The organism is Francisella philomiragia, assembly GCF_018135955.1.
Taxonomy (GTDB): Bacteria; Pseudomonadota; Gammaproteobacteria; order Francisellales; family Francisellaceae; genus Francisella; species Francisella philomiragia.
The window spans coordinates 128703-151843 of sequence record NZ_CP063138.1 but is presented as its reverse complement, the minus strand read 5'-3'; the positions used below and the strand labels follow the sequence as shown (position 1 = coordinate 151843).

Here is a 23141-nt window from a genome sequence, read left to right as displayed (position 1 = left end):
ACTATCCCCTAACCTGCCCATTTCCTCTAATAATATATTTTAGAGTTGTAAGCTCATTGATACCCATTGGTCCTCTAGCATGAAGCTTCTGCGTACTAATACCAATCTCACCGCCAAAACCAAATTCAGAACCATCTGTAAATCTAGTTGAAGCATTAGCATATACCGCGGCGGCATCTACTTCATTTAAGAAAATCTCTGTATTTGTATAACTTTCAGTGACTATACACTCTGAATGCATACTACCATGGGTATTAATATGCTCTATAGCTTCATTAATATTTGTCACTGTTTTAATAGAAAGTACTAGATCTAAATATTCTGTATCCCAATCCTCAGGGGTCACTAGTATAGCATTTCCTAGATATTTTAGACTCTCATTATCGGCTCTTAGTTCAACGTTGTATTTAGCAAGCTCTATTTCTAACTTAGGTAAAAATTTCTCCGCTATATTTTGATGAACCAAAAGACTCTCTAAAGCATTACAAACTCCAGGACGCTGGGTTTTTGCATTTATAACTATCTTTATAGCTTTATCTAAATCTGCAAACTCATCAATATAAGTGTGACAAATACCAGCCCCTGTTTCTATCATTGGAATAGTAGCCTGCTGTTGGATAGCTTTTTTAAGACTTTTGCCACCTCTTGGAACTATCACATCAATATATTTATCTAGTGTTACTAACTCTGTTACACGCTCTCTAGCAACATCCTCGACTAACTGTACTATATTTTTTGATAACCCATGCTTTTCACATACCTCTTGGAAAATATTTTTCAAAGCAATATTTGTATGAAAAGCATCAGAACCACCTCTAAGGATAATAGCATTACCTGATTTTAATGCTAATGCTCCAGCATCTATAGTTACATTTGGGCGTGATTCAAAAATCATTGCGATTACACCTAATGGCACTCTAACTTGAGAGATTGTCATTCCTCTAGGGTGCTTAAAGCCTTTCTCAACCTTGCCTATAGGATCTGCAAAGTCAGCAATTTGTCTAACCCCTTGAGCCATAGATTCTATTCGTGCTGAGGTTAGTGTTAATCTATCAATGAATGCTTTTGATAAATTATTTTTTTTAGCATTATCTAGATCTTTTTGATTCTGTTGCAAAATATACTCAGCATTGTCTAACAATGATTTTTCTAACTGTTGTAACACATTATTCTTAAGCTCTGTATTTACTTTAGCTAACTCTTTGGCAGCTTGTTTAGCATTTTTACCCATTTCTACGATAGACAAGCTCATCTAACACTCCTTTAAAAACATATTATCAATATGGATAACTTCATTATAATCACAATACCCTAAAATATTAGCAATATCATAGCTTTTACACCCTTTGATTTTTGCCAAATCTTGTGATGAATAATTAACCAATCCAGTGGCTATTTCTTGAATATCTTCACTACAAACGACAACCGTAGCACCCTTTTGAAAATCTCCATTTATAGAAATAATTCCACATGGTAAAAGACTCTTGTTTTGTTTTAGGGCTGTAACAGCTCCTTTATCAATTATAATTTGTCCTCGCTTGTGGCTACTATAAGTTATCCAATGCTTTTTAGCTGTGATTTCTTTTTTATTATTCTTTGCAAATAGTGTGCCGATATCATTGCCTAATATTATCTCCAAAAGAATTTTAGGGTCTTCTCCACTGGCAATAACCATATTAACACCACCAGCTACGGCTATTTCAGCTGCTTTAATCTTAGTAGCCATGCCTCCTGTACCAAATTTAGAACCCACGTCACCAGCCATAGCTCGAATATCATCTGAAATTTCTGAGATAATATTTAAAAGTTTTGCTGAACTATCTATACGTGGATTTGCTGTATACAGACCATCAATATCCGAGAGAATAATCAATAAATCAGCATCTATTAAATTCGCAACTAATGCCGATAAAGTATCATTATCACCAACCTTTATTTCATCAACTACTACCGCATCATTTTCATTAACGATTGGGATAACTCCCTTTGCCAATAAAGCTGAAAAAGCATTTCGCGCATTTAGGTATCTTTCTCTATTAGCAACATCATCTTTTGTCAGAAGCAACTGAGCAATATTCTTACCATATTCAGAGAAAAGCTTTTGATATAAATGAGTCAAAGCCACTTGCCCTACTGCAGCTACAGCTTGCTTCTCTGGTAGAGTTTTTGGCTTTTGTTGCAGCCCTAACTTACCCATACCCGCACCAACAGCTCCTGATGTTACAAGTATTACTTCATAGCCTTGATTATGAAGGTCTGATAACTGTCTAACTAGCTTTTCTATTCGGTAAATATTTAGTAGACCTGTTTGATGAGTTAAAGTACTAGTCCCAACTTTTACAACTATTCTCTTAACCTCATTTAGTAGCTCTTTTCTTTGCATATTTTTTGATAATTCATTAGCAATTTGAAACAAGTTTATACTAGCTTATGAGTTTATTTAATCATTTAAATATGTATTTGAAAAAATTATGATTTAAAGTCTAAAAGAGTACCTAGAATATCTATATTTGCCATTCACCACTTTTGTATTTCGCAATAACCTCTAATACAGCTGGTGCAACGAACTCAGTATCATCAAAGTCAAACCATTTGATGGCCGAAATTTCAGCACACGGCTTAATTTCTTGATTAATATCGGCTGTAAAACACTCTAAAGATACCGTTGTAGTTCTATCATGATTATCCGTGGTTATGTTCCCCAAGTAACGCATATCATCTGTTGTAAGCTCCAGACTTAACTCTTCTTTTAGCTCACGTACAATAGTTTGGATAGGTGTTTCATTTTGCTCAATTTTGCCACCTGCTTGATACCAAATAGTATTATCTCTAGTTCTAGTCAAAAGAATCTTATTATCTTTGATAGCGACAAAAGCTGCTGCATGAATCATTAATTTACTTCCCTAGCCATTTAAATGATTTTTTAAGAAAGTCTACAGCATTTGTTTCAATATTTTTACCATGAGCAACAATTATTCTCTCAGGTTGCCAAGCCAAGATTCTCTCAAAACACTCTCGAGCCTGTTTTTTACCAAAAAAGAATGACATCCTCCAATCTATAGGAGTTTTGCCATTTGGGGCAACTATACCTGATAACTTAGCTATCAAGCCTTTAAATCCTGAGAAATAACTCTCATCAAAATTCTCTATAAGATCTGTAAGTATCAAAGTTTTAGAAGGCTTATGAAAGAACACAACCTCTTGCATTACCCTACTACCTTTAAATATTAGCTGATCAATTTCATTCTGCCATTGAGCTTTAGGAAAATCTTTTAGATCAGCAGTAAAATTAATATCTTTTCTTTTTTCTCTAAGACCTGGTGAAGCATATACCTCGGCATTAGGATAAAGCTCTAACCAATCTTGCAAAAACAGATGATGGATTTTATTTGGGGAGATTAGATACTTAATATTACCAAGCTTTGATACTTCTTGCATTAGCTCGTTATTTGGCTTAATTGGTGAGAGAATAAATAAATCATTATTCTCAAGCCTTATAATCGTCATTCTTGTCGTATACGGAAGACCAAAAAAAGGAACTGCTCCGCCATCTACAACCCAGATATTTTCAGCAAGTTGATTCAACATGATTTTATGCTAAACAGTGAAATATGAAATGAGTCAAAAAATATTGAATAAAATATAAAACAGCGACGGTAACTATCATCGGTATTATCAAAAACTTTTTATTTTCATCAAATACAGCAAAAATAATAGCAAAAATAATACTAAGCACTCCCGAAATCTTAATAGCCCCATATATTGACATCCAAACAAAACCATAAGACTTTAGAACACTATAAACATGTTCTGATGCTGCAAAGCTTACTGCTAAATAACCAACAAAAAGACCAGCAACAAACCAAAATATTGCTGTAAACAAGTTTTTCAAAATATAGTCAAGCAATACAAAAGATTTTTTCATATCTACAAATTCCCAATCTAAAATATCATGCAAATAAAATTGTTTTAAGATTAAACTAGAAATTTGATGGTTTCAAGACAGTTATTTAATATGCTCTTATTCATTAGCTCAAAACTAAAGCAATAATTATAGAAAATTACTAAAATAAGCGTATAAATATATACTCTATATACTAAATAGTTTTAAATGTTTATTCATATGTTCTTATAAATTTGAGGAGTTGCCAATGTCATTTTATTCGATCCAAAATGAACTAGTAGAGAGCTATAAATCTGAAGTTGAGCTTAAGTATAAGATGCTAAACGGTCTTTTTTTGAGTACTCCTCTTGATAAAGAACACAATGCGAATGCAATGCTAGCAACATTTGCTAATATCTGTAAAGATCTCATTAAAAATGCTAAAGACCCTATAGAGACTATTGAAAATCTATATCCTGAAATTTCAGAAGAGCAAAAGCTTCAAATCTTTGTCAAATTCATACGCTATATTGAACGACAAACAGTATTGATAGATGCTCTTGAAGAAGCTGCTTATGCAAAAACACATGATTTAAATGGTGAGTATAGTATCACAAGGCTAGCTAGAAGAGTCGAGCGACACGATAAACAAAATGCTTTAAATAGAGCCTTACAAGAGTATAAAACAAGACTTGTACTCACAGCTCATCCTACGCAATTTTATGCGAAATTAGTACTACCAATTATTCATGATCTAAAAAAGGCGATTATCGACAATGATATAAATAAAATTCAGGATATTTTCCTACAAATGGGAAGAACTAAATTCAGCAATAAAGCTAAACCAACACCTGAAGATGAGGCTGTTTCAATAATATGGTATCTAAATAATATTTTTTATAATGTGATTCCAAAAATCCAACATAAACTAACTAATGATAGCACTAATATTGAAATTGGATTTTGGCCAGGTGGAGATCGTGATGGCAACCCTTTTGTGACAGCAAGTGTTACCAAAAAAGTTTCTAAACACTTAAGAACAAGTATATTAAATAGCTACAATAAAGATCTAAAAAGATTAATCAAAAAGCTTACTTTTGAAAATGTCCATGAAGAGCTTACAAAAATACGCAAAAGGCTAAAAACTAATAAATATCGCAATGCACAAACATTCTTGGATGATTTAGTCAAAGTAAAAAATGTCGTAGATAGTGAATATGACTCTTTGTTTGTCGATAAACTAGATAATCTCATCCTAAAGGTCAAAATTTTTGGTTTTCATTTTGCTAAATTGGATATTCGCCAAAATGCAAAAATACATAATCAGTTTTTTAATGAACTTTTTAGTGAGAACTATAACCTTGACTATCAAGCACTCAATGGCTCCGAGAAAATTAAACACCTTGTCGAACTTGCTGAACAAAAATCTTTTAAAGAACTAGAAGTCAACAGCGACCTAGCTAGAGAACTTCTAGAAACTATTGAAGTTATACAATATATTCAGCAACATAGTGGTTACGATGCTATTCAAAGATATATCATAAGTAATGCTGACTCTACTGTAAGTATCCTAGAGGTTTTAACAATATTTAAACTCTTCAACAAAGATATCGATACTAATAGTAAAATAAAAATTGAAGTAGTACCTTTATTTGAGACTATGGAAGATCTCAAAAATTCGACAAAAATACTTGATAAACTACTCAAAATACAGCTCTACACAGATAATCTCAAAGTATGGCAAAATACTCAAACTATTATGCTTGGGTTCTCTGATGGTACCAAAGATGGTGGTTATTTCATGGCTAACTGGTCTATCCTTGAGGCAAAGAGAGCTCTAAGCAAATATCTTAGTTCAAAAGGTATCAAACCAATATTTTTTGATGGCCGTGGTGGCCCTCCTTCACGTGGAGGTGGAGATATGTTCCTATTCTACAAAGGACTATCTAATGTTGTCTCAAATCATGATGTACAGATAACTATCCAAGGACAAAGTATCTCTTCAAAATTTGGTAATACCAATAGCGCTCAATATAATCTTGAGCAAATTTTGACATCTGGCTTATATGGCAAACTGAACTTACACAATGCACATAGACTTAATCCTACAGAGACTTCTCTTATAAATGAGCTAGGAAAACTATCTTTCGATACCTATATCAATCTAAAAAATCATCCGCAATTTATTGACTATATTACCGAAATCACTCCTTTGAAATATATTAGTGAAATGAATGTCGGATCTCGCCCCGCTAAAAGAAACTCTAGCGATAAATTTAAACTAGATGACCTTCGAGCTATACCTTATGGTGCTGCTTGGACTCAAATGAGACAGAATATCTTGGCATTTTATGGCTTAGGAACAGCTATAAGTACCGTAGTGACAAAAGATAACAACAATCTAACCGCACTACAAAAAATATATAAACGCTCACTTATAATCAAAGGAATATTTGACAATGCTCTACAAAGTATCGCTCAAACAAATTTCAATATTACAAAGCATATAAGTAAAGATCCTAAATACAACGTCTTTTGGCAACAATTGTTCGATGAACATCAGTTAGCTAAAAAATATCTGTTAGCTGTAACTGAAAAAGATGAGAGCTTCTTGCATGCAAATCCTGTCAAAGAGAGATCTATCAAAATGCGAGATGATATAACTCTACCTCTGGTTATATTGCAGCAATATGCATTAGACTGCCTAAGAAAAAATCCTAATCACAGGCATAAAAAGCTTCTAAAAACTATAATCAAAAAATCTCTAGCAGCTAATATAAATGCTAATCAGAATTCTATATAAAAGTGATAATTTAATTAAAGATCTTCCGTTTTAAACTCACTATAACCCTCATAGAAATAACTGACATCAATACCCTTCATAAATAGTGAACGGTCATTAATTTGATTAGTTAATGCTGATTTTAGCAAAACTTTAATTTCTACATCTTTTACGGGACTTCTTTCCATTGCTGACAAATAGTCTTCTTTGCCAACAACATTCCAATCGATAACCTGCCCTAGCTCTTTTTTAAGAATTAAATCAAGCCAAATTCGTGTGGCACGACCATTACCCTCACGAAATGGATGAGCAATATTCATCTCGACATATTTCTCGATAATCTCATCAAAACTTTTTTGAGGCATTTTATCGATATTTTTTAGAGAGACTTCAAGATACATCAACGGAGCGAAACGAAAATTACCTTTAGCAATATTTACATCTCTGACTTTACCAGCGAAATCATAAATATCTCCAAATAAGTAACCATGAATAAATGATAAGCCTTTAAAAGTGCCAACTTCTACTTTATCAATATCACGCGAATCAAATAACTGGCGGGCTTTTTGCTTACTGATTTTTTCTTCAGCTTTTGCTAGTTCTATTTGGTTTGTGATGTTTAGTTTGTTTTTTAACAACATCATCAATAATCTCTTTGTTTTATATACTTTTTTATGAGTGAACGACTTTTAACATTACTTTTCAATAAAAAAGGTAGGTATAAAATAAAAAAACCTCCAACTATATCAATTAAAAAATTAATCCTATTAAAGATAGCATAACCAAAACAAACAGCCACGAGCATCATTGTCATATCATAGAATATACTACCAGTGACATATCTTCTCTTAGTCAAGTTATAAATTACAGATGGCGAAAAAATCTTTCTGTCATACTTTGACTTTGATAGGTAATCTACATAAATAAGCTTATCTCCAATAGATAGCTTCCTTAATCTTTGAAGAGGTTTTATTTTTAACAACTTGTTAGAACATTGAATCTCATATTCTTCACCAAGTAGGATTTTATTAACATTAATGTTATCTACTTGACTCTCAAACACTGACATATTACTTTTAAGCCTATCCCAACTCATTCTTTTATTCCAATATTTTTATCTAAATATTTACTTATCAACTTCTTATCTTGAGTTAAATTTATAGATTTTTGTAAACAAAAATATATTAGAAAATACCAAATCAAAGCAAAAAAACCAAACCCTAGAGTAATTCCCTGCATCACAAGAAGCATCACAGTTAAAATAGATATGGCAAAAGTATTAAAAATGTAAAAGTAAGAATAGTCAAAAATATAACGTTTCATCGTTATACTATATATTAGACTAGCATTAAAAAACTTATTATCTTTATCAAAACTGCCTATAGAAATAATTCTATCACCTTCATTTATAGCAAACTTATTCCAAAAAGACTCTATAATAAGAAGAGCTATTTTTATATGTATTTTTTTACACTGAATAAGCTGAATATAACTGGCTCTGCGATTATTTAAGAAACTCTCAAAACTACAGTTAGCATTACTATCAAATGAAACAACTTCATCATCTATGATTTGCAGCTCACTCACTATCCCAAAGCCTCTTTCTTCTCAAGCGTTTTAGTATATAGCTCTTGATACTTAGCTAACTTTTCTTGCTCTGCAGCAACTACTGCCTCAGGTGCATTTGAGACAAACCTTTCATTAGAAAGTTTCTTTTGTACTCTATCAACTTCGCCTTTTAGCTTATCAAGTTCTTTATCTAATCTTGCTTTTTCAGCTTCGATATCAACCAAACCTGCTAATGGAATATTTAACTCAAGCCCTTCGACAATCTGTGATAAAGATGTTGGTGGATTATCATTAAACTCAATATTACTTACTCTTGCTAGAGCCTTTATAAACCCTTCTGTTTGAGCTAAGTATTCTCTGTCCTTATCGGCAACATCTTTGACTATTAGAGAAATCTCTAAAGATGGCTTGATACCGACTTCACTACGCATATTACGTAGAGTTGTAACAACATTTTGTAACCATACGATAGCTTTTTCAGCTTCTGGAGCTTCTAAATCCTGAGTAGCTACAGGATAAGATACATCCATAATTGTATCTTTAGCATCATTTAAATGTGCTTTTAACTGCTGATAGATACTCTCTGTAATAAATGGTATAAGCGGATGCGCTAAAGCTAAGATATTTTCCAAAACTTTAGTCAGTGTATATTTAACACCATTTTTTTGTTGCTCTGATAGTGAATCATCTTTTAAAGCAACTTTTGCAAACTCAACATACCAGTCACAATAGTTATTCCATACAAGATCATAAATAGTGTTTGCTACTAAATCAAAACGATAATTTGCAAGATGTCTATGTACATCAGCAGTAGCAGTGTTTAACACACTCCAAATCCACTTATCAGCCACACCTAACTCATAGTTATCACAAACTTTATAATCATCAAGGTTCATCATCACAAATCTTGAAGCATTCCATAGCTTATTACAGAAGTTACGATACCCTTCAACTCTCGCAGTATCAAAGCTGATATCACGCGATGTAGAAGCTAGTGCTGCATAAGTAAATCTCACCGCATCAGCACCATAAGCGCTGATACCTTCAGGGAATTCTTTTTTAGTAGCTTTCTCAATTTTAGCTTTCATTTGTGGTTGCATTAGACCAGTAGTTCTCTTTTTCAGAAGCTCATCTAGTGAAATACCATCTATCAAATCTACAGGATCCAATACATTACCTTTAGATTTTGACATTTTCTGTCCTTCGCTATCACGAATAAGTCCTGTGATATAAATATCTCTAAATGGCACATCATTCATAAAATACATGCCAAACATCATCATTCTAGCAACCCAGAAGAAGATAATATCAAAACCAGTTACAAGTACGCTTGTTGGATAGTATTTTGCTAACTCAGGAGTTTTCTCAGGCCAACCTAATGTACTAAATGGCCATAATGCAGAAGAGAACCAAGTATCAAATACATCTTCATCCTGCTTGATAGTGACATCTTCAGCCAAATTATATTTAACTCTAACATCTGCCTCATCTTCGCCGACATAAGCATTACCTGCTTCATCATACCAAGCTGGGATTCTATGACCCCACCATAACTGACGAGATACACACCAGTCTTGAATATCTCTCATCCACGCAAAATAAGTATTTTTCCAGTTATCTGGAACAAATCTTACATCACCCTTTTCAACTGCTTCTATAGCTGGTTTTGCTAGCACATCAGCTTTAACAAACCATTGTTTAGTTAGATATGGCTCAAGAATTTCTCCTGTTCTATCTCCAGTTGGCACTTTTAGCGCATGTGGTTCTATCTTATCTAAAAGACCTAAAGCTTCCATATCAGCAACTATTTGCTTACGCGCTTCAAATCTATCTAATCCTTGATATTTTGATGGTACATTTGTATTTAATGTCGCATCATCAGTTAGAATATTTAGCATTGGCAAATCATGTCTTTTGCCCATCTCATAGTCATTAAAATCATGAGCTGGAGTGATCTTGACACAACCTGTTCCAAAATCCTTCTCAACATAATCATCAGCGATAATTGGAATTTGTCTGTCTGTAAGCGGTAGATTTATCATCTTACCAACTAAATGAGTATATCTTTCATCTTCTGGGTGAACTGCAACAGCCATATCACCAAGCATTGTCTCTGGACGAGTTGTTGCAATTATAATCTTCTCTTCACTATCAGCTACTGGATATACAAAATGCCAAAGAGAGCCTTGCTTATCTACTTGAGCCACCTCAAGATCTGAAACTGCTGTTTTTAGCTTAGGATCCCAGTTTACTAACCTCTCACCGCGATATGCTAAGCCATCTTCATATAGTTTGATAAAGCACTTCTTAACTGCATCAGATAAGCCATCATCCATTGTAAATCTCTCACGATCCCAATCTGGAGAAGCTCCTATTCTACGCATCTGTGATGTAATAGTGCCACCTGATAGCTCTTTCCATTCCCAAATTTTGCTTACAAAATTCTCACGCCCTAAATCATGTCTTGAGATACCTTGAGCGTTAAGCTGTCTTTCAACTACCATTTGCGTAGCGATACCCGCATGATCGGTACCAGGTTGCCAAAGTGTATCTTTGCCAGACATACGATTATAACGGATTAAAATATCCATCAATGACATCTGGAAACCATGTCCCATATGCAAAGTACCTGTTACATTTGGTGGTGGTAGCATGATTGTATAAGTATCTTTTGAGTCAGTATTACCGCATGCAAACTTACCTGAAGCTTCCCAATTTTGATAATTAGACTGCTCTATTTCTTTTGGATTATAGTTTTTATTCATTTCTTGAGTCATTTATAATGCCTAAATATATAAGTTTATAGAAAAAATTAATGCTGATAATTTTAACAAAGTTCTTTAGAAAGTACTATTAGTCACTAGTTAAATAATACTACAGGTTTATCATCAATAAGCTAACCACGTCCAATAGCAACACTAACTATCTTTGGTAGTAGTTATTTCTAAATTTGAGTTCTTATAGTAAACATACTTCTTACGCGAAGCCTGTAAAGCTCTATCTTCCTGATAAACAAACTCTTTTAACTCTTTGATTTTAACTCGTTTAGGATCAACTGCTACTTCCATGATATTAATCAAAACATCATAACCTGAAGTGATAAATAAATTATCTGTGATAAGAATCGGAATATTTTTATATTGGTTATATTCTCTAGCAGCTATAGCACAATGATGCGGTATAAAAGAATCTTGACCATCTTGCCACAAATCATCATCAAGTTGTTTTGCAATACCTGTAGGAGCAAGAATCGCTATTGTTTTGCATTCATCATATTCTTTGATAACTGTATCAATCAACACTTCTAGCATTTGGTTAATATCTGGCGTTTGTAAAACTCTAAACTCTACTTTCATCACAAATATTACCACTCCAAAAATTACAATTTAGCTATCTACCAAAATACACAACCATAATAATACAAATAGAATCTATAGACAAATGACTAGATACTATTTATCTACTGAGTCTGACTTTACAAAGACCCCTGAAGTATAGCTATTAGTCCTAAAATCATCATAACTAGTATACGAAGAAAGCTCCACTTTATCAGCTGATTCTAGTCTTAGCACATAATATCCTTTCGACCAATCAATATCATAATTAGCAATAGCAGATACCGCTTTTTTAGATGCTACACTATCTCCATATAGCACTAGTTTATACGGCCCAATATCACAAAATGTTGGTGAACAATTTCCCTTTAGACTAATCAAAGGATTGCCTTTAGCATCGGCAGTTATTTCAAACTTAACTATAGATTGAGTATTTTTATCCACATTAGTCCAAGTCCCGAGAAAATTAGAATAATCTAACTTTTTATCTTTTGCATAAAGACTAAAAGGCAATAGTACTAGAGTTAAACAAACTATTAACTTAAATCTATGAAACATATCTTCTTATACCCTCTATTTGAGTTATGCTTAATTACTGTACCTAAATACTGATTTTAACTTATTGATAAAGTCACCACCTAAGACAAAAAAACTAGCCACAAAAATAATATCCCCACTAAACAAGATAAGCATCATATTTAGCTGACCAACTTGGTTAATTTTGTCAAAAATTAGTATCATCTCAAGCAATAATGTTGGGTATACCAAACTAGCAAAGAACATCACTAAACCAATGCTATGCCTTGTACGACTAATCGGCTTCTGTGTTGTAAAAGCTGATTTAAATATTGTCTTAATCGCTGACTTTATCGTATCAATTATTACTTTACCTAGTAGCATAACTGATATTAGAAAAATTCCCTCCGCACTAACAAGCAAAATTGATGAAATCGCCAAATAGCTAGATGTAGATAATCCCAAAAAAGGCATTATGCAAAAAACCACAATATAAGGCACAAATGATAAGATAAATAACAACAATCCTAAATAATATTTCCAATCTTTTGTCATGTTAGCTACCTATTCATACAAACCTTTAATTAGTGTATCAGATTTAGATTTAGTATTTTTTGTTGTACTTTTAATTAAACTTAACAGTTCTTGGTAATTACTAAAACTTTTTCCGGCATATATGCTCGCATTTAAAGATTTTAATTGCTCTTTTAATTGTGGGAATATCTCAGCAACCTCTAATAATGAAAAGAGTCGCTTATCACTCTTAGTATTTGCCCAACCAATAATTGCTTTTTGAAGCTGTATATTATCTTTATTTGCACATGCTTTTTTAATATCTTTTATGTTTACAGAATTTTTATCATCTGTAGCAAGCGCTTCCTTACGTGGACTTTTAGTTTTTCGAGTTAGTTTGCATTTTATGAGTAACATAAATGTAATCAGCCATAGTACAAAAAGCCCTATAGCCACATTTCGCCAAAAAGTATCTTCAATAACCTTTTTAATAACTTGTGGTGCAGTTTGACTACCCACATTAAAACTTGTACTAGGTATAGTGCCTTTTTTGACATCAAACGTTTTTGCAGCTATTGTCGCAAGTTGTGATTTACTATTGTCAATATCGAACCATTTTAACGTAACAGCAGGAACTGTTGTTTTACCTTGCTTAATAGGCATATAACCAATCTTATAGGTCGCTGTACTTATTAGCTGGCCACCTTGCTCGATATCCTCAAGTACTGGCTTTTCAGGATAAACATTAAAAGCATCCGAAGATTTAAATTCTAATTTTGGAATATCTTCACTTAGGACACCTTTTGCCTTAATAGTTACGGTCCTAGTTAGTAGTTCACCCTCTTTTATGGTATCTCCTGCTGACCAGTTATCACTAATCTTAACATCTGATGCAGGGAACCAATCTTTAATAGCAATCTTTTGAGGAATTGGTTTAACTCTTAAGAATTTAGCATCCGTAGAGAAGCTCTTGACCCTAGTTCCTAACTGACCAAATGTATTAGGAATAGTCGCTTGCATTGCGATAGCTGGGATAGCAATAGTTCCTGTTCTATGTGGAATTATCAAAAAACTTTCTTCAACAACATCATACATTTTACCATTAATGCGCTTTTGATAAGTTCTTCTATGATTAGTTTGTTTTATTTCAGAGTTTTTTATATCAAAATTTCTAGGATTTAAACTCAAAATAGGTGTCGAATAATACAGCTTCAAAGTATATAACACAGGCACATTAACATAAGTTTCGCTTGTAGCTAATGTTCCTATAGCAAATATATCCTGATAATTACTTGCTTCTTCACTTGAGAGTTTTTTATCTACTTTTATAGAGATTGGCTTTGTTGACTGGTTACCAACATCAATTGCAGGTATTGTCAAATTACCCGATCTATTTGGCATAAGCGTGACAATCATCTCAAATTGTGAGCTTGATTTACCATTTATAACAGTAGTCTTACTACTGGTACTAGTGTTATAAACTGTAAAATCTTTATCTAAAACATCTAAGTCAGGCTGGGTGTCAAAATCATCTAGATGGAGTATTAGCTCAAAAGTTTCTCCATACTCAAGATGAGTATTATCGACACTAGCTGTGACATTAGCATAACTAATATTCAATCCAGCGATTAACAGCAAAAGTATACTTACTAATTTTAATAATTTAGTTCTCACGCTTATCTCCTATCATCCTCTGGTAGTCACGTGCAAATTTATTTCTAAGAAGTCCCCCTGGATTATCATTTATCGCAGCTAGAAGCTTATTCGCCTCTTTGTCATTTAGTTCTTGTTGGCGCTGATCTGCTGCATCTGATTGCTCAGGATTATCTTTATTATCTTTATTATCTTTATTATCTTTATTATCTTTATTATCTTTATTATCTTTATTATCTTTATTATCTTTATTATCTTTATTATCTTTATTATCTTTATTATCTTTATTATCTTTATTATCTTTATTATCTTTATTATCTTTATTATCTTTATTATCTTTATTATCTTTATTATCTTTATTATCTTTATTATCTTTATTGTCTTTATTGTCTTTATTGTCTTTATTGTCTTTATTGTCTTTATTGTCTTTATTGTCTTTATTGTCTTTATTGTCTTTATTGTCTTTATTGTCTTTATTGTCTTTATTGTCTTTATTGTCTTTATTGTCTTTATTGTCTTTGTTGTCTTTGTTGTCTTTGTTGTCTTTGTTGTCTTTGTTGTCTTTGTTGTCTTTGTTGTCTTTGTTGTCTTTGTTGTCTTGAGAATTCTGCTGATTATCTTTTTGTTTATCTAGCTCTTTTGCTACTTCTAAGTTATTTTTTGCATCTGCAAAATCTGGTCTTTTTTGTATAGCTTTTGTATATGCTTCTATAGCTTTTTTGTATTCGCCCATATGCGTTAAGGCATTACCCTGATTATACAACCCTTTAGCTGAATCATCTTTTTTAAACTCTTGATATGCATTTTGATAGTCTCCAGCCTTATAGTATGAAGAACCTTTCCAATTACTGTTTTCAAAAGCTTCAGCCGCTTTTTTTGCATTACCACTATCATAATAGCTCATGCCTTGTTGATCTCTTGTTTGCCATAAATCATTCCACTTATTCGCAAAACAAAAACATGGCAATAGTGACAAGATAAATATTAATTTTCTTAGCGACATATTCTCTCCAAAATACCTCTTCTAAAAAACAGTAAACTCATAGCCACCAGTAACCAAATAAAATAAATCCCCTCATCCTGCCAAAAGATATTTGCCGACTTTTTATCTGATTTCTTTTTACCATTGCCTTGTGTATCTGATAATAACTTTTTAACATCAGTATTATTAGCAGTTAAAGTCACTAATTTTCCAGATCCAGCTTTTGCTAATGCTTCAAGTTGATTCAGATCTATACCAAAATACTGAATATTGCCTCCATCATCTTTTATATAATTACCCTTGTCATCTTTAGCAATACCTCCCTTTGGGGTTCCTATTGCATATACATCAGTATCTATACCTTGCTCTGCTAACTGTTTTGCTTTAGCGATAGCATCCGCTGATGGTGTTGAATCTGTTATCAAAATTATCTGACCTTTTTTTGCACCTGCCTGAGTAATTAACTGAGCAGATTTTTCTATAGCCTTATAGATATTATTACCCTGCACAGGCACGATATCTGAATTGATAACAGGGACAAGGTTCTCAACAGTATTCGCATCAGATGTTAATGGCGAAACAACAAATGGCTCACTTGAGAATACTATCATCCCAACCTGACCTTCTTTTATTCTACGCAAAATATCCAAAGTCTTATATTTAGCTCTCTCAAGCCTAGTTGGAGAAACATCTGTAGTGTCCATAGACTGTGAAACATCTAAAGCTATAACTCTCGAAACATTTTCTTGATATACAGGAACATCTTTATACTTCCATGTAGGACCTGCCAATGCTACCACAGATACAATCCACAAGCACAAAAACAAAAATGGTACTAATGATTTTTTAGTTTTTGACTGCTTACCTACAAGTATATGCTCTAATAAATGACTATCACAATACTTAGCCCAACTATTTGCTTGTGAAGAACTTCTAAAAAGTAAAATTACAAAAACTACAATAGGTACTAATGCTAACAGCCACCACGGACGCAGAAAATGAAAATCCATACTAATATCCTCTCCTACGCTTCAACCATACCGTAGTCATTACAAAACTTAACAGCAATGCAAGACCAAGACTCCACTGATATAGATATGTAACTGGTCTAACTACTGTTTTGTCTGACTCTATCGGCTCTAGCTGATCTATCGACTCGTATACTTGTTTCAAATCAGCACTATTTTGAGCTCTAAAAAACTTCCCTCCGGTCATTGTGGCAATTTTTTGTAATACTTCTGTATCAAGATCCTCTGATGTATTAACTAATCTTTCACCAAAAGTAGTCTTAACCATCATTTGCCCACCACCCAAACCTATGGTATATATCTTTATATGATACTGTTTTGCAAGTTCTGCTGCCTGCAAAGGTTGTAGCGCTCCGGAGTTATTTTCACCATCTGTTAGCAAAACAAGAGCTTTAGAATCACCTGGATATCTTTTGAGCTTCTTAACTGCCAAACCTATAGCATCGCCTATAGCAGTTTGTGGACCTGGTAGAGCTATACTAGCATCATCAAGCATTTTTTTGACAGTTGGAATATCAAAAGTCAACGGGGTCTGCAAATATGCCCAAGTACCAAAAAGTATCAAACCGACCCTATCTCCTTGACGTGTATCTAAAAACTCATTAGCAACACGCATTACAAGATCAAATCTTGACTCCATTTTACCATTAGACTTCTGCATATCTTGGATAGCCATACTACCAGATAGGTCAATAGCCATCATTAGATCCCTACCACTTTGCGGCAAGCTAACTGGTTTGCCTAACCACTGAATACCAGAACCTGAAATAATCAATAATATCCAAATAGTACTTAGAATATATTTAAGATAATTCGCTTTGGTAAAGTCTCCATTTTTATTGCCTCTCAACTGAGATTCCAACTGATCAAAAAATGGAGTTTTTAGTGCTAGTTGCTTATCATGTTTTACCCCTGGAAATATCCAATAGCTAATAACAGGTAAAATAACCAAAGCCAAAAACCAAGGATATTCTATATTAATCACAATACTCTCCTTAGCCACTGCTCTGCCACAGTCAAAATTTCATTTAGCGTTTGTCTATCTAATTCGATAGCTCTATAACTATTTACCAGCATATTAGCTTTGGTATTTTTAAAATTTTGCTTTTTCATTTTAGAGTCAAGAAACTCAAGCCATTGCTCACCATGTAGAGTTTTGATTTCTTGGTTTGGAAATTTTTGTAATGCTACTCTTTTTAGATATACCGAGATATTCTGCAAAGCTTCTTTAGGTTTTTTTTGTTGAGTCTCTTCTATTGTCCTTCTAAAATCATTAACAATAGAATCCTTGTAACTATTTCTCTTTTTCCTAAAATATAGAATAATCAAGAAGATAATAAAAGTTAGTACAATCAAACCTAAAAGTAACCACCAACCATAAGCCAAAGGCCACCATTGAGAGACCCTTGCAGGCAAATAAATATCTTTTAATTGAGCCAAAAGATCATTAGTTTGCATAATTAGCTATCCCATAATTTATTGCTTTAACCAGATCATCATTTGTCGCTATCTCAATAAACCCCGTTTTATTCTTACGTGAAAAATCCTTTATCGCAGTGTATCTTTCTTGATAAAGATTTTTATAAACACTTCTTTGTTTCTTACTCGCAGCATCTAATACTATACGATGCTTACCATCACTAAAATAATATGTATCTAAAGCAGGCAACTCCTTTTCTATAAGATCATAACTAAAGATATTTATAACCTCATTTTTAGCTCTCAATAATTTAAGATACTGTTTTGCTTGCTCATCAAAACTACTAAAGTCACTAATAATAATTATCACACTATTACTACGAACTTTCGCATACAGAAACTTTATAACATCTGCTAGTTTCTTTTGAGATTTAAGCTGATAATCTTTGTGATCAGTCGTTATAAAATTAAACATTTTGATCAGCGCTGATTTATCTTGTTTCGCGGGGTAGAAATTATAGCCTTGATCATCAAAAATAATGCCACCAACCCTATCATGTGCTTCTAACGCTCCAAACCCTAATAATGCTAGTGTATTAGCAGCCTTAACGCATTTAAAGCATTCCCTTGTACCAAAATTCATTGTACTATTTTGATCAACAATAAAATACAGACTACGTTCACGCTCTTCATGATAAACTTTAGTGTATGGCTTACCAAGTCTTGCCGTAAGTGACCAGTGCATCAATCTAATATCATCGCCTGCTTGATAATGTCTAACCTCATCAAAGTCCATACCACGACCTTTTGCATTAGAGATATTTGTACCAGCATTAGTCGTATTAACTTTCTGATTAGCAAATAATTTTAGTGACTTTGCCTGATAGCGATGATTCAAAAGCTCTTGAATATCAGCCTTAACACCTTTATAACTTTTCATTGAGGATACTCTAAGGGATTGGCACAGCCTTTAGCAATTCAGTAATCACATCATCACTTTTAATACCATCAACATCTGCTTCAAATGTTAATAATATTCTGTGACGTAGGACTTCATATATAACTGCATGAACATCTCCTGGAGATACATAGTCATTGCCAGATAACCAAGCATGTGCTCGAGCTGCTCTATCTAATGCTATAGTTCCTCTAGGACTTGCACCAAAGGCAATCCATTTTTTGATACTTGGACTATATTTTGATGGGTCTCTAGTAGCTAGAATCAACTCAATAATATATTGCTCAAGAGCTGCTGACATCTGAACATTCAAAACTTCTTTTTGTGCTGCAAAAATTGCTTCTTGAGAGATATTTGGGTAGCGTAATTTATGCCCTAATGCCTCACCTCTACTTATAGCAAGAATCTTTGCTTCCGTTTTTGGATCCGGATACTCAATCTTCACAAAAAGCATAAATCTATCTAACTGTGCTTCAGGAAGTGGATAAGTACCTTCTTGCTCAATTGGGTTTTGCGTAGCCATCACCATAAAAAGATTAGACAAGGGATAAGTCTTCTTACCCACTGTGATTTGCTTCTCTCCCATAGCCTCAAGCAGTGCTGACTGAACCTTTGCAGGCGCCCTATTTATCTCATCAGCAAGTAATAGGTTATGAAATAATGGCCCAGATTGAAATTCAAAGCTCTGTTGCTGAGGTATGTATATCTCTGTACCTGTCAAATCTGCTGGTAAAAGATCCGGTGTAAACTGCACTCTATGATAAGAGCAATCTATACTTTCAGACAATGTTTTGATCGCGGTTGTCTTAGCCAATCCTGGAGCCCCTTCTACGAGTAAGTGTCCTCCAGCTAGCAATGCTATCAATAAACGCTTATTTAAATTTTCTTGACCAACAACACGATTGTTTAAGAATTCTAATAATTCTTCAAACTGATTATATACAGACACAGTCTCTCCAAAACCTCTTATCTTCTTTTGTAGAGTATAGGGGTTGTTATTAGTTTTTCAAGAGCCTAGGCTCGATATAGCTAATTTACAAAGACTTAATACTGCTATAAAATTTAAGCTATTAATCTATAAATTAGTATAATCCTCATGAAAACCCTTAAATTATTGACTCTTTTTATACTAGTAAATCTAGCTCTTACTAGTTGCTCTAACAACACTGATTTATCTAAGGACCTAAGTGCAACAGGAGACTCAATTGTAAGACTTGCTAACGGTACGCTTAGTGCTGAAATAAATAACACCAGCCTACAGAGTGTCTACAACGCCACTCTTTTAGCTTTAAATAATAATAGCGATAAAATAAAAACTAATAATATAGACAATAATTCTGCTGAAATCACAGGTACATATACTGTAGACAAAGGCTTTTTTAATAAAGCAGGTATAGATAATTTTGATATCAAGCTACTCAAGACCAAAGATGATACTGTAAGTTTATTTATTAAGATGGGTAAATTTGGAGATCAGCAAACTTCAGTTAACTTATTAGCAAATATCAGAAGCAATCTAGGATTATAATATGAATGTGAACATCCCTAAAGTATTGTCTATACAGTCTCATGTAGCATACGGCTATGCGGGTAACAAAGCTGCTGTATTTCCTATGCAAAGACTTGGTATAGAAGTCTCTCCAATATATACAGTACAGCTCTCAAACCATACTCAATATGATTTTTTTAAAGGATCTTTTTTTAGTGCTGAAGATATCCAAAATGTTATTGATGGAATGATTTCCAATGGTTTTCTAGAAAAGCAAGATGCCATATTATCTGGCTACATTGGTAATGTTGATATTGCTAAAGTTATAGCAAATACAGTCACTTTACTTAAAGAAAAAAAACAAGCTAGTCTATACTGCTGTGACCCTGTATTTGGTGACAAATATGATGAAGATGAAACAGGGCATATTTTTGCATCAAATGACCATCCTAAAATCTTCTTAAAACACCTATTACCACTAGCTGATATAGTCACACCAAACCTATTTGAGCTAAGTGTACTAAGTGATACGACAATAAACAGTTATAGTGATATAGTCAAAGCATGCCAAAAACTAATTTCAAAAACAAAAAATAAAAAACAAATAATAATTACCACTAGTGTTTCTTTTGATAAAAATAAAACTGGTATAGCGATATATCAAAACGACAACTTCTCATATATAGAATCCGCTAAATATAAGGTCCAACCTAAAGTTAGTGGCTCAGGTGATATCACAGCAGCGATGTTTTTAAGTTATCTTCTGAAAGGCAAAACACTAGATGAAGCTCTAAACTTAGTTACCAAGTGCTTAGATGGTATCTTCAGGGTTACACACGAATTAAACACTGATGAACTAGCCTTAATACAAGCACAGGAGTACATCAAATAATGGATCGTTATAGCAAAATCACAGATGTTCATCGCTACAAAAGAGAAATTGTACTATTAAAAAGTCGCCCTTGTGCTTATGGAAAATGTACATTTTGCGATTACATATTAGATAATTCAAAAAATATCGATGAAATCAACGCTATTAACCTTGATATTTTAAACAATATTACCGGAGAGTTTGGTATTCTGGAAATAATAAATTCCGGCAATATATTTGAACTTCCTCAGGCAACTAAACAGCGTATCAAAGAGATAGTCAAAGAGAAAAATATCAGATTATTATTTGTTGAAGCGCATTGGATGTACAAAGACCATCTACACAAAATCAAAGATCTTTTTGAGACTGATATCTTTATCAAAACAGGTTTAGAAAGTTTTGATAATCAATTTAGAGAAAAAGTATTAAATAAAGGCTTCTTTCATAGCTCTCCAAAACAATTAAGTGAATTGTTTGATTCTGTTTGTCTTTTAATTGGTGTCAAAGGTCAATCAAAAGAAATAATAAAAAAAGATATTGAGATTGCTAAAAAACACTTCAATCACACCACTTTGAACCTGTATGTAAACAACACAACATCAATAAAAGCAGATGAAGAGCTCAAAAAATGGTTCCTAGAAGAATACAAAGATCTTTTCAACGATCCTCAATTTGAAATACTTGTTAGTAATACTGATTTTGGGGTTGGTGACTGATGCGGCTTTAGTTGATATCAAAATACGCTCAAATATGATATCTTTGTAGTATAAAGATACATTTGGGGAAGATGTTGCCACACACTTTAAAACAAATTTCAGATACTCTGAAAGCAAAAATAATCAACGCACCTTCTGATGAAATCACCATTTCAGGACTTAATTACGCAGATTTAGCAAATGAAAATGATTTAACTCTGATAGATCAGCATGAACATATCAAACTTTGGAAAAACTCAAAAGCAGCTGCTGCTATTGTCAGCGATAAGATCAGCACTGAGTTAGCAAAAATTAATGATAAGCCACTATTGGTAGTGAATAACGCAGATTTAGCAATGGCTAAAATATTAGAGCTTTTTTCTGTAGCATACCCTGAACAAAATGGCATTCATGAAAAGGCTGTTATTGACCCAACAGCAAAAATCGGCAAAAATGTCTCAATCGGTCCAGGAGCATACATCGGTAAAAATGTTGAGATTGGAGATAATACAATAATCTACGCTAATGTATGTATTTATAACGATACAAAGATTGGTACTAACTGTATTATATGGCCTAGTGTTACAATTCGAGATAGAACAGTCATAGGACACTTCTGTAGACTATATTCTAACTGCTCTATAGGTACAGATGGGTTTGGCTACAGACCTTCTGAAGATGGTAGAAGCATTGTCAGAATTCCGCATATCGGTAATGTTGTGATTGGTAGTTTTGTAGATATCGGTTCAAACACTTGTATTGACAACGCTAAATATGGATCAACAATAATTGGTGATTATACAAAAATTGATAACTTAGTCCAGATAGGTCACAATGTCATTATTGGTAAAGGCTGTATGATATGTGGACAAGCTGGTATCAGTGGTTCTGTAGTGGTTGGCGATGGAGTAGTTATTGCTGGTAATGCTGGTGTCAAAGACCATACTAAGATTGGTAGTGGTGCTCGTATCGGCGGTAAAGCTGGTGTAATGTGGGATGTCCCTGCTGGTGAGAGTCATATGGGATACCCAGCTTACAAAGATACTGAGTTAGCAAAACAATGGATTGCTATCAGAAAACTTCCAGAAACCATGAAAAAACTCAAAGCGCTAGCAAAAAGTCTAAAAATCGATCTATAAAGATTATTATCTAATTTTTTACTCATTTAAATTTCTAATATCATAAATAAGGATTTCTGATATCAAATTTAATTATGATGAATTATTTATTTCCTACAAAACCACTCTAAAAGCTAATAGATATATTAATTTTGTCCATTTAATATCTTTAGTTTTAAATAGATACTATACCATTTCAGTATACTCAAAGCCTTTATTTTCAACATTTTGACACGAATTTAATTTTTGATTTAGACTATTAATATGCTACAATTTGATCTGTATAATTAAAGGTAAGAAAAGACCTCTAAATCATTAAGTTATAAGATT

At 33.2% G+C, this 23141-nt stretch carries 24 protein-coding genes; 5 read left to right on the top strand and 19 right to left on the bottom strand.

Features of this window, described 5'->3' with window-relative positions; genetic code table 11:
* Position 1: 1 nt before the first annotated feature.
* From IMS64_RS00760 to IMS64_RS00740, 5 genes are all read right to left on the bottom strand, one after another.
* Positions 2–1252 carry a glutamate-5-semialdehyde dehydrogenase gene (locus IMS64_RS00760; RefSeq protein ID WP_211490626.1) on the bottom strand — a complete coding sequence of 417 codons (1251 nt, stop codon included), beginning with the start codon at positions 1250–1252 and terminating at the stop codon, positions 2–4.
* Positions 1253–2383 carry a glutamate 5-kinase gene (proB, locus tag IMS64_RS00755; RefSeq protein WP_211490625.1) on the bottom strand — a complete coding sequence of 377 codons (1131 nt, stop codon included), beginning with the start codon at positions 2381–2383 and terminating at the stop codon, positions 1253–1255.
* Between the two features lie 121 nt (positions 2384–2504).
* Entirely contained in the window at positions 2505–2891 is a 387-nt protein-coding gene (locus tag IMS64_RS00750; protein ID WP_088820761.1) for an NUDIX hydrolase, read from the bottom strand.
* Between the two features lie 4 nt (positions 2892–2895).
* Positions 2896–3588, bottom strand: a complete 693-nt coding sequence (locus tag IMS64_RS00745; protein ID WP_211490624.1) for a DUF4336 domain-containing protein — start codon at positions 3586–3588, stop codon at positions 2896–2898.
* Between the two features lie 4 nt (positions 3589–3592).
* Positions 3593–3925, bottom strand: coding sequence for a hypothetical protein (locus tag IMS64_RS00740; RefSeq protein WP_012280054.1), 333 nt, complete (start codon positions 3923–3925; stop codon positions 3593–3595).
* A 226-nt stretch (positions 3926–4151) separates the two neighbouring features.
* Between IMS64_RS00740 and IMS64_RS00735 the strand changes: the two genes are divergently transcribed.
* Entirely contained in the window at positions 4152–6686 is a 2535-nt protein-coding gene (locus IMS64_RS00735; protein ID WP_211490623.1) for a phosphoenolpyruvate carboxylase, read from the top strand.
* Positions 6687–6700: 14 nt separating this feature from the next.
* On the opposite strand, the gene fic is transcribed toward IMS64_RS00735, so the two are convergent.
* From fic to IMS64_RS00665, 14 genes are all read right to left on the bottom strand, one after another.
* Positions 6701–7309, bottom strand: coding sequence for a protein adenylyltransferase Fic (fic, locus tag IMS64_RS00730; RefSeq protein ID WP_430886728.1), 609 nt, complete (start codon positions 7307–7309; stop codon positions 6701–6703).
* The gene (locus IMS64_RS00725; protein WP_211490622.1) at positions 7309–7761 is read right to left on the bottom strand and encodes a hypothetical protein; all 453 of its coding nucleotides are present in this window, start codon (positions 7759–7761) and stop codon (positions 7309–7311) included. The genes fic and IMS64_RS00725 overlap by 1 nt, the downstream gene beginning before the upstream one ends.
* Positions 7758–8252 carry a hypothetical protein gene (locus tag IMS64_RS00720; RefSeq protein ID WP_211490621.1) on the bottom strand — a complete coding sequence of 165 codons (495 nt, stop codon included), beginning with the start codon at positions 8250–8252 and terminating at the stop codon, positions 7758–7760. Before IMS64_RS00720 ends, IMS64_RS00725 begins: the two co-directional genes overlap by 4 nt.
* Positions 8252–11011, bottom strand: coding sequence for a valine--tRNA ligase (locus IMS64_RS00715; RefSeq protein ID WP_211490620.1), 2760 nt, complete (start codon positions 11009–11011; stop codon positions 8252–8254). The genes IMS64_RS00720 and IMS64_RS00715 overlap by 1 nt, the downstream gene beginning before the upstream one ends.
* A gap of 141 nt (positions 11012–11152) precedes the next feature.
* Positions 11153–11590: a DNA polymerase III subunit chi gene (locus IMS64_RS00710; protein ID WP_211490619.1), complete on the bottom strand. Its 438-nt coding sequence runs from the start codon at positions 11588–11590 to the stop codon at positions 11153–11155.
* A 96-nt stretch (positions 11591–11686) separates the two neighbouring features.
* The gene (locus IMS64_RS00705; protein WP_150465683.1) at positions 11687–12127 is read right to left on the bottom strand and encodes a hypothetical protein; all 441 of its coding nucleotides are present in this window, start codon (positions 12125–12127) and stop codon (positions 11687–11689) included.
* A gap of 30 nt (positions 12128–12157) precedes the next feature.
* The gene (locus IMS64_RS00700; protein ID WP_211490618.1) at positions 12158–12640 is read right to left on the bottom strand and encodes a transporter suffix domain-containing protein; all 483 of its coding nucleotides are present in this window, start codon (positions 12638–12640) and stop codon (positions 12158–12160) included.
* Between the two features lie 9 nt (positions 12641–12649).
* Positions 12650–14272, bottom strand: a complete 1623-nt coding sequence (locus tag IMS64_RS00695) for a BatD family protein (protein ID WP_211490617.1) — start codon at positions 14270–14272, stop codon at positions 12650–12652.
* Entirely contained in the window at positions 14262–15254 is a 993-nt protein-coding gene (locus IMS64_RS00690; protein ID WP_211490616.1) for a tetratricopeptide repeat protein, read from the bottom strand. The genes IMS64_RS00695 and IMS64_RS00690 overlap by 11 nt, the downstream gene beginning before the upstream one ends.
* Positions 15245–16243: a vWA domain-containing protein gene (locus IMS64_RS00685; RefSeq protein ID WP_211490615.1), complete on the bottom strand. Its 999-nt coding sequence runs from the start codon at positions 16241–16243 to the stop codon at positions 15245–15247. The genes IMS64_RS00690 and IMS64_RS00685 overlap by 10 nt, the downstream gene beginning before the upstream one ends.
* A 1-nt stretch (position 16244) precedes the next feature.
* A complete protein-coding gene (locus IMS64_RS00680; RefSeq protein WP_211490614.1) occupies positions 16245–17246 on the bottom strand; it encodes a vWA domain-containing protein in 1002 nt (333 codons plus the stop codon).
* Positions 17243–17719: a DUF4381 domain-containing protein gene (locus tag IMS64_RS00675; protein WP_211490613.1), complete on the bottom strand. Its 477-nt coding sequence runs from the start codon at positions 17717–17719 to the stop codon at positions 17243–17245. The genes IMS64_RS00680 and IMS64_RS00675 overlap by 4 nt, the downstream gene beginning before the upstream one ends.
* Complete coding sequence (locus tag IMS64_RS00670; protein ID WP_211490612.1) at positions 17709–18620, bottom strand: DUF58 domain-containing protein; 912 nt, start codon at positions 18618–18620, stop codon at positions 17709–17711. Before IMS64_RS00670 ends, IMS64_RS00675 begins: the two co-directional genes overlap by 11 nt.
* Before the next feature lie 10 nt (positions 18621–18630).
* Complete coding sequence (locus tag IMS64_RS00665; RefSeq protein WP_004286658.1) at positions 18631–19587, bottom strand: AAA family ATPase; 957 nt, start codon at positions 19585–19587, stop codon at positions 18631–18633.
* Between the two features lie 147 nt (positions 19588–19734).
* Between IMS64_RS00665 and IMS64_RS00660 the strand changes: the two genes are divergently transcribed.
* From IMS64_RS00660 to lpxD, 4 genes are all read left to right on the top strand, one after another.
* Complete coding sequence (locus tag IMS64_RS00660; RefSeq protein ID WP_211490611.1) at positions 19735–20166, top strand: DUF3568 family protein; 432 nt, start codon at positions 19735–19737, stop codon at positions 20164–20166.
* A gap of 1 nt (position 20167) precedes the next feature.
* Entirely contained in the window at positions 20168–21019 is an 852-nt protein-coding gene (gene pdxY / locus IMS64_RS00655) for a pyridoxal kinase (protein ID WP_200160177.1), read from the top strand.
* Positions 21019–21714 (top strand): radical SAM protein, encoded by a 696-nt coding sequence (locus IMS64_RS00650; RefSeq protein ID WP_012280073.1) that lies wholly within the window; start codon positions 21019–21021, stop codon positions 21712–21714. Before pdxY ends, IMS64_RS00650 begins: the two co-directional genes overlap by 1 nt.
* Positions 21715–21788: 74 nt before the next feature.
* Entirely contained in the window at positions 21789–22832 is a 1044-nt protein-coding gene (gene lpxD, locus IMS64_RS00645; RefSeq protein ID WP_211491071.1) for a UDP-3-O-(3-hydroxymyristoyl)glucosamine N-acyltransferase, read from the top strand.
* Positions 22833–23141: the final 309 nt, after the last annotated feature.